This is a genomic window from Hymenobacter negativus, assembly GCF_016056375.1.
GTDB lineage: Bacteria > Bacteroidota > Bacteroidia > Cytophagales > Hymenobacteraceae > Hymenobacter > Hymenobacter negativus_A.
On the sequence record NZ_JAEDAE010000013.1, the window covers coordinates 81,589 to 95,071 of the forward strand.

Consider the following 13,483-nt stretch of genomic DNA (forward strand, 5'->3'; position numbering starts at 1 on the left):
TCGCCCTGAATTGGCATCCCGGCTTTTTCCTGTGGTTCGCGAAAGGGATGGGAGGGGTTTAGTCCGCAGGACCGCAGGCAACACCGGAGCCCCGCACAGCCCGGCCCGGAGGGGTTCGCCCCCGTGTCCTCCTCCGCACTAGCGGCGACCGCATCGCCCGGCATAGGCATTAGCCGTGGATTTGCTACTTTTGGTAACGCTTTAAGCCGTGTGCTCATTTTCCTTCAATCCATGACTTCTGCCAGCCAAGCTGCTTATCAGGCCCTGCGGGACTACCTGAACTCGCTGCTCAGCCCCACCCACCCCGACCAGGCGCTGGTGGAGGTGCCGGCGGCGCTGCGGCCGAGCCTGGAAGCCTTCATGCGCGGCAAAACCGAGTACCAGGACGAGGCCGGGCGGCGCATGATTTACGCCCACGACCTGGCGGCCTGGGCTGGCGATTTGATTCACGGCGCGGGCCTGGCCACGCCCCTGCCCCTGGCCACGGTGGACGTAGCGGCGCTGCGGGCGGCCACCCTGCGCCAGGCCGCATGACCTGGACCGAGATTGAGCGCCTGACCGAGCTGGTGCAGGAGTTGCCCCCGGTGCGCCAGCAATCCAGCCAGCAGCTCAGCCAGGTAATGGTTTCGGCCCACTCCACCATGATTGAGGGCTCCCGCGTGACGGTGCTCGAAGCCATGGATTTTCTGCTAGGTGAAGCACCCATTCTGGGACCGGGCAAGCCGCTGGAGGGCTACGACATGCTGGGCGACCACGCCCGCGCCCTCGACCTGGCCCTGGAGCGAGCCGACGCGCGGCAGCTACCCGGCCCGGCCTTCCTGCGGGAGTTGGCGGCGGCTGTCATGCGCAGCACCGGCCGGCTCACTAACACGGCCCTGGGCACCGTGGACCCCACGCAGGGCGACCTGCGCCGCAACAACGTGTTCATCGTCGGGGCCAGCTCGTTTCCCAACGCGCAAAAGGTGCCGGCCCTGGTCGCGGCCCTGGTCGGGGAACTGCGCGAGCGGATGCCCGCGGCGGCCACCCTGCGCCAGCAACTGGAGCTGGCCTTTGAAGCCCACCAGCGGCTGGTGAGCATTCACCCCTTCAACGACGGCAACGGGCGCACCTCCCGGCTGCTCATGAACTACGTGCAGCGCTACTACGGCCAGCCGCTGACCATCGTGTTCCGCGAGGACCGCCAGGCGTATTTCGAGGCCTTGGAGCAGAGCCGGGTAGCGGAGGACCTGGCGGTGTTTATGGACTTCATGCGGGGTCAGCACGGAAAATCTCTGACGTATCAGCTGTCCGCATCGGTTCCCCGTATCTAGCGGGTAGCCCCCCTTTGGAGACGTTGCGCAGTAAGTGAGCGGCCCCAAAATTCCGGCTCGTTTACCCGGATTCGCTACCTTTGCCAGCACATGCGCCTGCTAGCCCTGTTTTTTGCTTTCTACTTTGCCTGCCTCTCGTGCCTTTCCTGCACGGACGAGGCGACCGTGTGCAAAGACCAGCAGCAGACAACCGTGGCCGCTTCGCACTCCGATTGCGGGGCCGGCGCGCTGGGCGACTGGTGCTCGCCGCTGTGCCAGTGCCACTGCTGCGGCGGGGCCGTAATACCCCTGCCCCTGGCAAACCCGGTGGCGTATTCGCCGCCCGCTGAGTGGGCTACCAGCCCCCGGCACGGCCGGCTGGTCGTGGCCGCCCCGACGCGGGCGCTCGGGTCCGTGTGGCAGCCGCCCCAGGCCTAACCCTTCCCCATTTTTTCCTGCTGACCACCCCCTCCGGGTGGCCCGTCGCGGTGCGTGACGGGCGATTTGGCGCTTGGCGCTGAATCGGTTATGCCCCTTGTGCTCCCGCCACCCGTGCCGGAGCCTGCGGGCCGCAGGGTTTCACGGAAGCGTTAGACCTAACCCCCAACCAGCGGATGTTCGACCGGCTGATTCATTTTTCCATTCACAACAAGCTCATCATCGGGCTGCTGACCCTGGCCCTGGTGGCCTGGGGCGGCTACTCGCTGAGTCGGCTGCCGATTGACGCGCTGCCCGATATTACCAGCAACCAGGTCGTGGTCTACACGGTGGCCCCCTCCCTGGCCGCCCAGGAGATTGAGCGGCTGGTGTCCTTTCCGGTGGAGCAGGCGATGGCCACCATTCCCGGACAGGTCGAGGTGCGTTCCTTCTCGCGGTTTGGCCTCTCGGTGGTCACCGTCGTATTCGAGGACCAGACCGACATTTACTGGGCCCGCACGCAAGTCTCGCAGCGGCTGCAGGAGGCCGAAAGCCAGATTCCGGCCGGCACGGGCCGCCCCGAGCTGGCCCCGCTCAGCACCGGCCTGGGCGAGGTGTACCAGTACCTGGTGCGCGCCAAGCCCGGCTACGAAAAGAAGTACAACGCCACCGAGCTGCGCACCATTCAGGACTGGATAGTGCGCCGGCAGCTGCTGGGCACGCCCGGCGTGGCCGACGTGAGCAGCTTCGGCGGGCTGCTCAAGCAGTACGAAGTGGCTCTGGACCCCGAGCGGCTGCGCTCGCTGGGTGTGACCGTCAACGAGGTGTACCAGGCCGTGGCCAGCAACAACCAGAACGCCGGCGGAGCCTACCTCGACCAGAACCCCACGGCCGCCTTTATCCGCACCGAGGGCCTGGCCACCTCGCCGGCCGACATCGGCAACATCGTCATCCGCAGCACGAGCACCGGCCTGCCCGTGCTGGTGCGCGACGTGGCCGAGGTGCGCTACGGCGCGGCCGTGCGCTACGGGGCCATGACCCTCAACGACCAGGGCGAAGTGACCGGCGGGCTCGTACTCATGCTCAAAGGGGCCAACGCGGCCGAAGTCATTCAGGACGTGCAGAAGCGGATGGCCACCATCCGCAAAACCCTGCCCGAGGGCGTGAGCGTGGAGCCCTTCCTCGACCGCTCCAACCTGGTGGACCGCGCCATTCATACGGTGAGCAAAAACCTGCTGGAAGGGGCGCTGATTGTGGTTTTCGTGCTGGTGCTGTTTCTGGGCAACTGGAGGGCCGGGCTGGTCGTGGCCTCGGTTATTCCGCTGGCCATGCTCTTTGCCGTAAGCATGATGCGCCTGTTCGGCGTGTCGGGCAACCTGATGAGCCTCGGGGCCATCGACTTCGGGCTGATTGTGGACGGGGCCGTCATCATCGTCGAGGCCATCATTCACCGCCTGCACGGCGGCCAGCTGGTGGTGCCGGGCAACCGCCTCAGCACCGAGCAGATGAACGAGGAAACCTACCACGCGGCCAGCAAAATCCGCTCCTCGGCCGCCTTCGGGGAAATCATCATTCTCATCGTGTACCTGCCGCTGCTGGCCCTGGCCGGCATCGAGGGCAAGATGTTCCGGCCCATGGCCGAAACCGTGGCCTTCGCCATTCTCGGGGCTTTTATCCTGTCTCTGACTTACGTGCCGATGATGTCGGCGCTGGCTCTGAGCCGGTCGACGGAAAACAACAAGACCTTTTCCGACCGGATGATGGCCTTCTACACCCGCCTCTATCACCCGCTGCTCAAGGGGGCGCTGCGCCACCAGGCGGCGGTGCTGCTCACGGCGGCGGGCCTGCTGGTGGGCGGCTTTTTCCTGTTTCGCACCTTGGGCGGCGAGTTCATCCCGACCCTGACCGAAGGGGACTTTGCGGTGGAGATGCGGGTGCTGACCGGTTCCTCGCTGAGCTACACCATCGAGCAGGCCCAAAAGGCCGGCGGCATTCTCAAAAAGCAGTTTCCCGAGGTCAAGGAAGTAGTCGCCAAAATAGGGGCCGGCGAGATTCCCACCGACCCCATGCCGGTGGAAGCGGCCGATGTGATGGTCATTCTCAAGGACCAGAAGGAATGGACCTCCGCCCCGAACCGCGAGGAGCTGGCCGATAAGATGGCGAAGGCGTTGAGCGTGATGCCGGGCGTCACGTTCGGCTTCCAGCAGCCCATCCAGATGCGCTTTAACGAGCTGATTTCGGGGGCCAAGCAGGACGTGGTGCTCAAGATTTACGGCGAGGACCTCCAGCAGCTGGCCGACTACGCCCAGCAGGCCGGGCGGCTCGTGCGCCAGGTGAAGGGGGCCGAAGACGTGTACGTGGAGCAGGTAACGGGCCTGCCCCAGATTGTGGTGGCGCTCGACCGCAACCGCCTCGCCCAGTTCGGGCTGAACGTCTCGGACGTGAACCGCACAGTGCAAACGGCCTTCGCCGGCGAAACCGCCGGCCAGGTGTTCGAGCAGGAGCGCCGCTTCGATTTGGTCCTGCGCCTGCGCCAGGATTTGCGCAAGGACATCAACAGCGTGCGCCGCCTGTTCATCGCCGCCCCCAACGGCCGGCAGGTGCCCCTGGAGCAGGTGGCCACTGTCGAGCTGCGCGAAGGACCCAACCAGATTCAGCGCGACGACGCCAAGCGGCGCATCAGCGTGGCCTTCAACGTGCGGGGCCGCGACGTGGAAACCGTGGTCGAGGAGCTGCAGGGCAAAATAGACCGCCAGCTCAAGTTCGCCCCCGGCTACTATACCACCTACGGCGGCCAGTTCGAGAACCTGCGCCAGGCCACTGACCGCCTGAGCGTGGCCGTTCCGGTGGCGCTGGTGCTCATCTTCGTGCTGCTGTTTTTCACCTTCCGCTCCTTCAAGCAGTCGGTGATGATTTTTACGGCCATTCCGCTCTCGGCCATCGGGGGCATCGCGGCCCTGTGGCTGCGCGGGATGCCATTCAGTATCTCGGCCGGGGTGGGCTTCATTGCCCTGTTCGGGGTGGCCGTGCTCAACGGTATCGTGCTCATCGGCTATTTCAATCAGCTCAAGGCCGAAGGCGTGACCGACCTGATGGAGCGCATTCTGCGCGGCACCGAAGTGCGCCTGCGCCCGGTGCTGATGACGGCCACCGTGGCTTCGCTCGGCTTCCTGCCCATGGCCCTCGCCACCTCGGCCGGAGCCGAAGTGCAGCGCCCGCTGGCCACCGTGGTTATTGGCGGGCTGGTGTCGGCTACCCTGCTTACGCTGCTGGTGCTGCCCGTACTCTACGCGCTGAGTGAGCGCGTGAAAGCCGGCGCCCCCCCTGAAGAACCGCAGCCCACCGCTACCATGGCGGCCCCCGCAAAAAGTCTGCCCGTGGCCCCGGTACTACTCATGTTGCTGCTCGGCCTGCCCCTGCCGGGCCGGGCGCAGGGCCCGCTCACCGCCGCGCAGGCCGTAAGCCAGGCCCTGCAAACCAACGGCACCGTACTGGCCGGCCAGCGCGCCCTCGAAGCCCAGCAGGCCATTCGCCGCACGGCCTACGACTTCGGCCGCACCACGCTCACCGGCAGCTACGGGCAGTACAACTCCCTGAACCGCGACAACCAGTTCACCCTCACGCAGTCGCTGGCCCTGCCCGGCGTGTACCGCAGCGCCGCCGGGCTGGCCGATGCCCGCATTGCCGGCCAACAGGCGCAACTGGCGCAGGTGCAGGCCGAGCTGCGCCGGCAGGTGCGCCTGAGCTACGAGCAGGCCGTGCACGCCCGGCACCGCCTGCGGGTGCTGCGGGGCCAGGACAGCCTCTACTCGGAATTTCTGCGCTCGGCCAACCTGCGCTTCAAGACCGGCGAGGCGGCCCGGCTCGAACCCGCCACGGCCCTGGTGCAGCAGGGCGAAGTCCGCACCCAGCTGCGGGCGGCCCGCACCGACTTCCGGGTGGCGCAGCGCCAGCTGCAGGCGCTGCTGCAAGTGCCGGCCGCCGTGGCCCTGGCCGACAGCGTGCTCCGGCCGCTCGCGCTGCTGGGGGCCGCCCAGCTGGCCGACACCATGGCCCCGGCGCTGGTCGATACGCTGCTGAAGCGCACCAACCCGCAGGCGCGGGTGCTGGCCCAGCAGGTAGCCGAGCGCCGCGCCGAAACCCGGGTAGCGCAGGCGGCCGGGCTGCCCGAGTTCACCGTGGGCTACTTCAACCAGAGCATCATCGGCTACCAGCGCCTCGACGCGGCCGGCACCGAACGCTACTTTGGCGGCGGCGCTCGCTTTCAGGGCGTGCAGGCCGGGGTGGCCGTGCCGCTGTGGCGGCGGCCCCAGAAAGCGCGGGTGCAGGCCGCCCGCCTGCAGGAGCAGGTGGCCCAGGCCGGCTACGAGCGCTACCGGGCTGAGCTGGCCGGCCAGCTCGATGAGCTGCTGCTGCGGCGTAGCGAGCAGCAGCAGCGCCTGGACTACTTCGAAAGCACCGCTCTGCCGCAGGCCACGGTTATCACCCGCCTTTCCACCATCGCCTACAAAGCCGGCGAAACCGGCTATTCCGAATACCTGCTCAACCTGGAGCGCGCCCGCCGCCTGCGCCTCGACTACCTCGACGCGCTGCTGCAACACAACCAGACCGTTATCGAGCTGGAATACCTGCTGGGCAGCCAGTAGCCCGGTCCGCGCCGCGCGCCGCCTTTTCCCTTCAACTTCAGAATCATCATGCGTTATATCCCCCTCTGCCTGGTGCTGCTCGGCCTGCTAAGCGGCTGCGGCTCCCAGGAAGCCCCCACGGACAAAGAAGAAACGGCCGCCGCCCCCGGCGGGGAAGCAGCCGAAAAAGGCCCCGCCGACCGCATTACGCTCACCACTGCCGAGCAGCAGGTGGGCGGCGTGCGCTTGGGCTCGCTCACCCAGCGCCCCATGAGCGGGGGGCTGAAAGTGAACGGCGTGCTCGACGTGCCGCCCGAAAACCTGGTATCGGTCAGTGCCCCGCTCGGTGGCTTCGTGGACCGGACTGACCTGCTGCAGGGCTCGCGGGTGCGCGCCGGCCAGGTGCTGGCCGTCATCCGCAACCCCGATTTCGTGCAGCTCCAGCAGGACTACCTCGAAACCCTCAGCCAGCTTAAGCTGGCCCGCGCCGAGTACGAGCGGCAGGGCGAGCTGTACCGGCAGGAGGTCGCACCCCAGAAGAACTTCCAGCGCGCCCAGGCCGAATACGAGGCCCTGCAAGTGAAAACCAACGCCCAGGCCGCCCGCCTGCGCCTGGCCGGCCTGCCCATCGGCGGGGCCATCGTGAGCACGGCCACGCTGCGCGCGCCCAAGGGCGGCTTTGTGAAGGCCGTGAACGTGAGCATCGGCCAGAGCGTGACACCGACCGACGTGCTGTTTGAAATCGTGAACCCCGAGCACCTGCACGTCGAGTTGACGGTGTTTGAAAAGGACATTCCGCAGGTGAAGGAGAACCAGCTGGTGCGCTTTTCGCTGGGCAACGACTCGCTCAGCCGGGAGCGCACGGCCCACGTGTACCTCATCAGCAAAACCATCAGCGACGAGCGCACCGTACGCGTGCACGCCCACCTGGACCGCGAGGATGAGCAACTGCTGCCGGGCACCTTCGTGCGGGCCGTCATCGAAACCAACCGCGTGACCGTGCCCACGCTGCCCGAAAAAGCGGTGGTGCAGTACGGGGCCCAATCCTACGTGTTCGTGGCTGCCGATTCGGCCGCCGCGGCCGGCCGGGCCACCTATCGCCTCGTGCCCGTGACACGGGGCGTGAGCGAAGACGGCTACACCGAATTCCACCTACCGACGGCAGAACAGGGTAAACCGCTGCGCTTTGTCGTAGAGGGAGCTTACGCCCTGCTGGGCAAGCTCAAAAACGCCGAGGAGGAAGAATAAGCTGCCTTTGTTCAAACGCCCATGCTCCACCTGCTCAAACCGCTGCTGATTTTCTTCCTGGCCGGCCTCTGCGAAATCGGGGGCGGCTACCTCATGTGGCAGTGGTTGAAGGCCGACCGCCCCGGCTGGATGGGGGTCGTGGGGGCAGTATTGCTCATGCTCTACGGTTGGATAGCGACCTGGCAGCCCACCTCGTTTGGCAAAACCTACGCCGTGTACGGCGGCATTTTCATTGTCATGTCCATCGCGTGGGCCTGGTACTTCGATGGCTTCCGGCCCGACCGCTTCGATGTCATCGGCGGGGTTGTCTGCTTCGTGGGCATTGGCATCATCCTGTTCTGGCCCCGTGCCTGAACAGGCAGTTTTCTTATTAACATTCTGACCGACTTTCATGCCTGACCCATCATCCGATAAGCTTAACGAGGAGCTGAACACCGCCAAGCAGGTGCAGCCCGAAAACGTGGGCGCACTCAGCCGCGACCAGCTCACGCCCGAAGCCGCTGCCGCGCCCCAGGGCCACGACGTGCCGGGCCACGACCACGCCGACAACGAGGACCACGCCGGCCATGACCACGACCCCGGTGAGCTGGACCTCGACGACGAGCACGGCCCGGCGGAATCAAACCCCTACCTGGTGCCGGGCATCAGCTTTGCGCTGCTGCTGGCCGGCATCGCGCTGGACTACTATAAAGTCGGCTTTTTCAGCGGCTACGTGCGCCTGGCCTGGTACGGGCTAGCCTTCGTGCTGGTGGGCTGGAAGGTCGTCAAAGCCGCCGTGCTCAGCATTCCCAGCGGCAACATCTTCAACGAGTTTCTGCTGATGAGCATCGCCACCATCGGGGCCTTTGCCATTGGTGAGTACCCGGAGGGCGTGGCCGTGATGCTGTTTTACACCGTGGGCGAGCTGTTTCAGGACGCGGCTGTGAACCGCGCCAAGCGCAGCATCAAGGCCCTGCTCGAAATTCAGGCTACCGAAGTGACGGTGGTGCGCAACGGGCAAAGCATGGTGCTCGACCCCAAAGCGGTGCAGGTGGGCGACGTAATGGAAGTGAAGCCCGGTGAGAAAGTAGCCCTCGACGGCACGCTGAACACCACGGCGGCCAACTTCAACACGGCCGCGCTCACCGGCGAGTCGGCCCCGCAAACCAAGCAGCCGGGCGAGGCCGTGCTGGCCGGCATGATTAACTTGGAATCCCTGATTCAGGTGTCCGTGACGGCGGCTTTCCAGGACACCAAGCTCTCGAAAATCCTGGCCATGGTGCAGGACGCCGTGGGCCGCAAGGCCAAGACCCAGCAGTTCATCACCAAGTTTGCCAAAATCTATACCCCCATCGTGGTGGGGCTGGCCGTGCTGCTCATTGTGGTGCCCTACTTCGTGGTGAGCGACTACGTGTTCCGCGACTGGCTGTACCGAGCCCTGGTGTTTCTGGTCATTTCCTGCCCCTGCGCGCTGGTCATCAGCATTCCGCTGGGCTACTTCGGCGGCATTGGCGCGGCCTCGAAAGCAGGCATCCTGTTCAAGGGCTCCAACTTCCTGGACGTGCTGCGCGAAATTGATACCGTGGTGATGGACAAAACCGGCACGCTCACCCAGGGCGTGTTTGCCGTGCAGCAGGTGCAGCCGGCGGCCGGCACCACCCCCGAGCAGCTGCTGCGCCTGGTAGGAGCGCTGGAAACCAAATCGACGCACCCCATTGCCAAGGCGGTGGTGGCCCACGTCGGAACGGCCGCGGCGGGCGTTTCCGTCGATAACGTGGAAGAAATCGCCGGCCATGGCCTGCACGGCAAGGTGGACGGCCGCGACGTGCTGGCGGGCAACACCAAGCTGCTGGCCAAGTTCAGCGTGGCCTACCCGCCCGAAGTCGACCAGGTGGTGGACAGCATTGTGGTGGCGGCCGTGGACGGGAAATACGCCGGCTACCTCACGGTGGCTGACGCCCCGAAAGAGGACGCGGCCCGCGCCGTGCAGGAGCTTAAAGCCGACGGCATCAGCAAGCTGGTCATGCTCTCCGGCGACAAGGACAGCATCGTGCAGCGCGTAGCCAAAGAGTTAGGAATCACCGAAGCCCACGGCGGGCTGCTGCCCGAAGAAAAGGCCAAATACGTGCAGCAGTACCTCACCGAGGGCCGCAAGCTGGCCTTCGTGGGCGACGGGGTGAACGATGCCCCGGTGGTGGCCCTGGCCGACGTGGGCATTGCCATGGGCGGGCTGGGCTCCGATGCCACCATCGAAACCGCCGACGTGGTCATTCAGACCGACCACCCCAGCAAGATTGCTACCGCCCGGCGCATTGCCCGCGCCACCCACAACGTGGTGTGGCAAAACATCTGGCTGGCCTTTATCGTGAAGGGAATCGTGCTGGCGCTGGGGGCCGGCGGCGTGGCCACCATGTGGGAAGCCGTTTTTGCCGATGTGGGGGTAGCCCTGCTGGCCATCCTCAACGCCGTGCGGATTCAGCGCATGGACTTCACCAGCAAAGCAGCAAGCGCCAAAACATAGACTGTCAGGCACTCATTGAAGCACGAAACATGACGTTCCCACCCTTTTTTCTGGTCCTGCTGCTGCTAGCGGGCAGCGGGGCCATCAGCGGCTGCAGCTCCCGGCATGACACCGATGAGCACGAGCAGGAAGTGCACGCTGGCGCGAAGCCCAAACCCGCTCCTGTGGTCGCGCCCCCGGCCCTGGGCGACACCTTGCGGCTACTCGCGCAGCAGCTCGATACGGTGCGCCGCCTCGGGTGCTGGGACGAGGACTTTGCCCGCCTGATGAGCGTGCACCACAGCGGGGCCCAGCGACTGGCGGCGGTGGAAGTGGCCCAAGGCCAGGACTCTACCCTGCGCGCCTTGGCTCAGCACGTGCTCAAGGGGCATGAGCGCGACAACCACGTGCTGACGCTGGCCCTCACCCGGCAGCCGCCGGCCGGCCAAGAGTACCGGCCGGGCAACGACAGGGACCCGTTTGTGCGGCGCATTACCGCCGCGCTGGCTCCCCTGCGTCAGCCGCCGCCCCTGCCTGGCACCCTTGATGCCGATTTTGCCACGCTCATGCAGGTGCACCACCAAACTGGGGTGGCCCTGGCTCAAACGGAGCTGGCCTTTGGCAAAGACGCGGAAGTAAGAAACGCCGCCCGCCAGATTGTGCGCGACGAGCAGGCAGAAATCAAGCAGTACCAGCGCTGGCTCAAGACCCACGCGGCAACCCCTATCCATTAACACTTTTACCTGCTGCTTCTATGCTGCTTACTATTCCCACCGCCGTCACGCCGCCCTGGTCCACCATGCTGGGCTTCTCGCTGCTGCCGGCCGTGGTCATGATTGCCGGCGCGGCCCTGGCCGTGTGGCGAGCCCCTGGCCCGAAGCTGCGCAGCGCCATTCTGCATTTCGCGGCGGGCGTCATCTTCTCGGTCGTGGCCGTCGAGCTGCTGCCCGACATTGTGCAGCACCATGCGCCCTACGAAGTGGCCCTGGGCTTCGGGCTGGGCGTGGCTACCATGCTGGGCTTGCGCTACTTCACCCAGCGCCTCGAAAAGAAAGAGGAGCTTGGAGATGCCGGCAATGAGCCAGCGGCTGGCACTCGTGCTACGGCGCTACCCGGCGCGGCCTCCCTACCCTGGGGCCTGCTGGTGGCCATCGGCATTGATATCCTCATCGACGGGCTGCTGCTGGGCATTGGCTTTGCGGCGGGCGCGAAGGAAGGCACCCTGCTGGCCATTGCCCTCACCATCGAGCTGCTGTCGCTGGGCCTGGCCACGGCCATTGAGTTGCGGCAGGACGGCCACGGCAAGGGCCGGGCCGTCGCTATTGTGGCCGGCACTTCGCTCATGCTGCTGGTCGGGGCGGGCATCGGCACCACGGTGCTGCGCGGGGCCACCGGCAATATGCTGGAAATCGTGCTTTCCTTTGGCTTGGCCGCGCTGCTGTTTCTGGTCACCGAGGAACTCCTGACCGAAGCGCACGAGGAAACCGAAACGCCGCTGCTTACGCTGGCCTTTTTCGTGGGCTTTCTCCTGTTTCTGATTCTGGGCATGGTCGCCTAACCCACCCTTTTCGAATACGCTACGCATGCACACCGCCAAAATTGACCTGACCCTGGAGCCTACCGGCCGCCACCTGGCTTTCTCGAAGGAGCTCCTGGAAGTCGCCCACGTCTTTCGCCGCGTCGGGGGCGAGGCCTCCACCTGGCAGCGGGTGGCCGTCAACGCCCGCTCGCCCTTCCTCGATACCGACACCTTTGCGCCCGGCACCTTGCTGGAATACTACGTGCAGCACGAAACGCAGCAGGGCGAGCCCGAGGCCCGTAGTCACATCGTAAGCACCACCGTAGCTTGATTAGCTTATGGGCGTTGTAACCCTTTCCATCACCCGCTAGCCGACTTTGGTCACGGCCCTCACCAGCCGGTATCCCCCGTTTTCCAGCGCGGCCTCAATGGCTTTCAGGTCGGGGCCGTTGACGTGGGCGGTGGCCACTTCGGCTTCGCCCACGGCCACGCGGTCCACCACCAGGCCCAGGCCAACCAACTGCTCGCGCACCCACACGATGCAGTCCGGCGCACACATATTGTCGATGGTAAGCACGTAGCGCATAAGCTGCGTCATGCCGGCAGTATCGTCCTCGGGGTGGGCCATAACAAAGTAGCGGAAAAGCTGAATTATACGGGACACCGCCCAAATGCAACGGAATGGCCGGGGGCCGTGTTGGCCCCGCATGTGCCACCACCACAAGCCCGCCCTCAAACTCCAACGTTTCGGCATCTACTTGGCCGTCGGTCTGCTGGTGCTGCTGAGCCAGTATTACACCCCGTAAGCAATGTCCTCCCACCTACCGATGCCGCCGTGGGCGCTGCGTGGATACCGGGGTGGGCGGCACCACCACTTCCTGAATAACCGAAAAGGTGTAGGTCGTAACTTTCTTTCCGGGGTGCGCGAACGGGGCCGCAGGGGCCGCCAACGGCACCAGGGGCCGGGTCACTTCGTGATAGAACTGCACCACCCGGTAGGCGGCAAATAATCCGGCGGCCATCAAGGTCAGTAGGGCCGTGTAAACGGCAATTTTCTTCGTGCTCATGCTACGTGTTTGTTAAAAGCCGGGCTTTAGGCCCGGGGATACGAGGAGGGAAACCAGATTTGGGTGGGGCGGCGTTAAACCGCCCCGACGCGACTAAGTAGCCCCCTGGCTGCATCGTCGGCAGTCCATATGGGGACAAATGGCAAACTTTTTTTTGCAGCCGGGAAATCTTGCGACTGACCAGCTCGGACGCTCGCAAAGGTGAGCGAAGCCGGCGAACGGTTTATCTGATGCCTTCAGAAAGCCAACTTTATTTAAGTCAGCATCTTACTGAAAATGCGCGCTCATTTATAGCCGACTCATGGGGGCTGCACGCATGATTTGGCCGGGGGAGCAGATACAACTTCATCACGAGGCGGCCGGGCAGCAGCCCGCCGGAGGGTCGAAGCAAAAATTGGGAGCAGGTTCATCGCTGCAAACCTGCGACCGCCGGGCAGCGAATCATAGGACACAAAATGCGATTTCGTTACTTGCAATTGGTATTAACGCGAAACGCCCTTGTCCCTGCTCGACACCTCCCAGATTGCCTGCGAATACTGCCGGCAAAAGTTTGTTCCCAAGAAGCGGTGGGTCCAGAAATACTGCGGCAGCCCCTGCCGGGTAGCAGCGTGCAACCAGCGGGCCGGGCGAGCCCACCCGCTCGAAAGCCAGTCGGCCACCAAAGCCCGCCGGCGCAAGGAGCGCGGGCGCACGCCCACCGCCGTGGCCGCCGCCCAGGCCTCACCGGCCACGGAAGAAATCCTGGCCGCCATCGGGCAGCTGGCCGGGCGCATGACGGCCATGGAACAACTGCAGCAGCAGCTGCTAGCCTTGCTCCTGCCGCCAGCCACGTAGAGCAT

The 13,483-nt window shown here is 65.3% G+C and carries 13 protein-coding genes; 11 read left to right on the forward strand and 2 right to left on the reverse strand.

All coding sequences use genetic code 11. The features are described 5' to 3' along the window. Positions 1-231: 231 nt before the first annotated feature. The 10 genes from I7X13_RS20355 to I7X13_RS20400 all read left to right on the forward strand — a co-directional run bounded on the left by I7X13_RS20355 (position 232) and on the right by I7X13_RS20400 (position 11,908). Positions 232-534: a hypothetical protein gene (locus I7X13_RS20355; protein WP_044518280.1), complete on the forward strand. Its 303-nt coding sequence runs from the start codon at positions 232-234 to the stop codon at positions 532-534. Next, entirely contained in the window at positions 531-1,310 is a 780-nt protein-coding gene (locus I7X13_RS20360; RefSeq protein WP_198076892.1) for a Fic family protein, read from the forward strand. The genes I7X13_RS20355 and I7X13_RS20360 overlap by 4 nt, the downstream gene beginning before the upstream one ends. 90 nt (positions 1,311-1,400) lie before the next feature. Continuing rightward, positions 1,401-1,727: a DUF6660 family protein gene (locus tag I7X13_RS20365; protein WP_198076893.1), complete on the forward strand. Its 327-nt coding sequence runs from the start codon at positions 1,401-1,403 to the stop codon at positions 1,725-1,727. Between the two features lie 176 nt (positions 1,728-1,903). After that, complete coding sequence (locus I7X13_RS20370) at positions 1,904-6,352, forward strand: CusA/CzcA family heavy metal efflux RND transporter (protein ID WP_198076894.1); 4,449 nt, start codon at positions 1,904-1,906, stop codon at positions 6,350-6,352. Between the two features lie 48 nt (positions 6,353-6,400). Further along, the gene (locus I7X13_RS20375) at positions 6,401-7,579 is read left to right on the forward strand and encodes an efflux RND transporter periplasmic adaptor subunit (RefSeq protein ID WP_198076895.1); all 1,179 of its coding nucleotides are present in this window, start codon (positions 6,401-6,403) and stop codon (positions 7,577-7,579) included. Positions 7,580-7,600: 21 nt separating this feature from the next. Continuing rightward, positions 7,601-7,933, forward strand: coding sequence for a YnfA family protein (locus tag I7X13_RS20380; RefSeq protein ID WP_198076896.1), 333 nt, complete (start codon positions 7,601-7,603; stop codon positions 7,931-7,933). Positions 7,934-7,970: 37 nt separating this feature from the next. Beyond that, positions 7,971-10,079 (forward strand): heavy metal translocating P-type ATPase, encoded by a 2,109-nt coding sequence (locus I7X13_RS20385; RefSeq protein WP_198076897.1) that lies wholly within the window; start codon positions 7,971-7,973, stop codon positions 10,077-10,079. Positions 10,080-10,108: 29 nt separating this feature from the next. Continuing rightward, positions 10,109-10,792, forward strand: a complete 684-nt coding sequence (locus tag I7X13_RS20390) for a DUF305 domain-containing protein (protein WP_198076898.1) — start codon at positions 10,109-10,111, stop codon at positions 10,790-10,792. A gap of 20 nt (positions 10,793-10,812) precedes the next feature. Beyond that, positions 10,813-11,616, forward strand: a complete 804-nt coding sequence (locus I7X13_RS20395; RefSeq protein WP_233454870.1) for a ZIP family metal transporter — start codon at positions 10,813-10,815, stop codon at positions 11,614-11,616. A gap of 25 nt (positions 11,617-11,641) precedes the next feature. Continuing rightward, positions 11,642-11,908, forward strand: coding sequence for a hypothetical protein (locus I7X13_RS20400; protein ID WP_198076899.1), 267 nt, complete (start codon positions 11,642-11,644; stop codon positions 11,906-11,908). Between the two features lie 36 nt (positions 11,909-11,944). On the opposite strand, the gene I7X13_RS20405 is transcribed toward I7X13_RS20400, so the two are convergent. Then, positions 11,945-12,205, reverse strand: a complete 261-nt coding sequence (locus I7X13_RS20405) for a hypothetical protein (RefSeq protein WP_198076900.1) — start codon at positions 12,203-12,205, stop codon at positions 11,945-11,947. 193 nt (positions 12,206-12,398) lie between these two features. Continuing rightward, positions 12,399-12,644, reverse strand: coding sequence for a hypothetical protein (locus I7X13_RS20410; protein ID WP_198076901.1), 246 nt, complete (start codon positions 12,642-12,644; stop codon positions 12,399-12,401). Positions 12,645-13,142: 498 nt separating this feature from the next. On the opposite strand from I7X13_RS20410, the gene I7X13_RS20415 reads away from it, so the two are divergent. After that, positions 13,143-13,478 carry a hypothetical protein gene (locus I7X13_RS20415; RefSeq protein WP_198076902.1) on the forward strand — a complete coding sequence of 112 codons (336 nt, stop codon included), beginning with the start codon at positions 13,143-13,145 and terminating at the stop codon, positions 13,476-13,478. Positions 13,479-13,483: the final 5 nt, after the last annotated feature.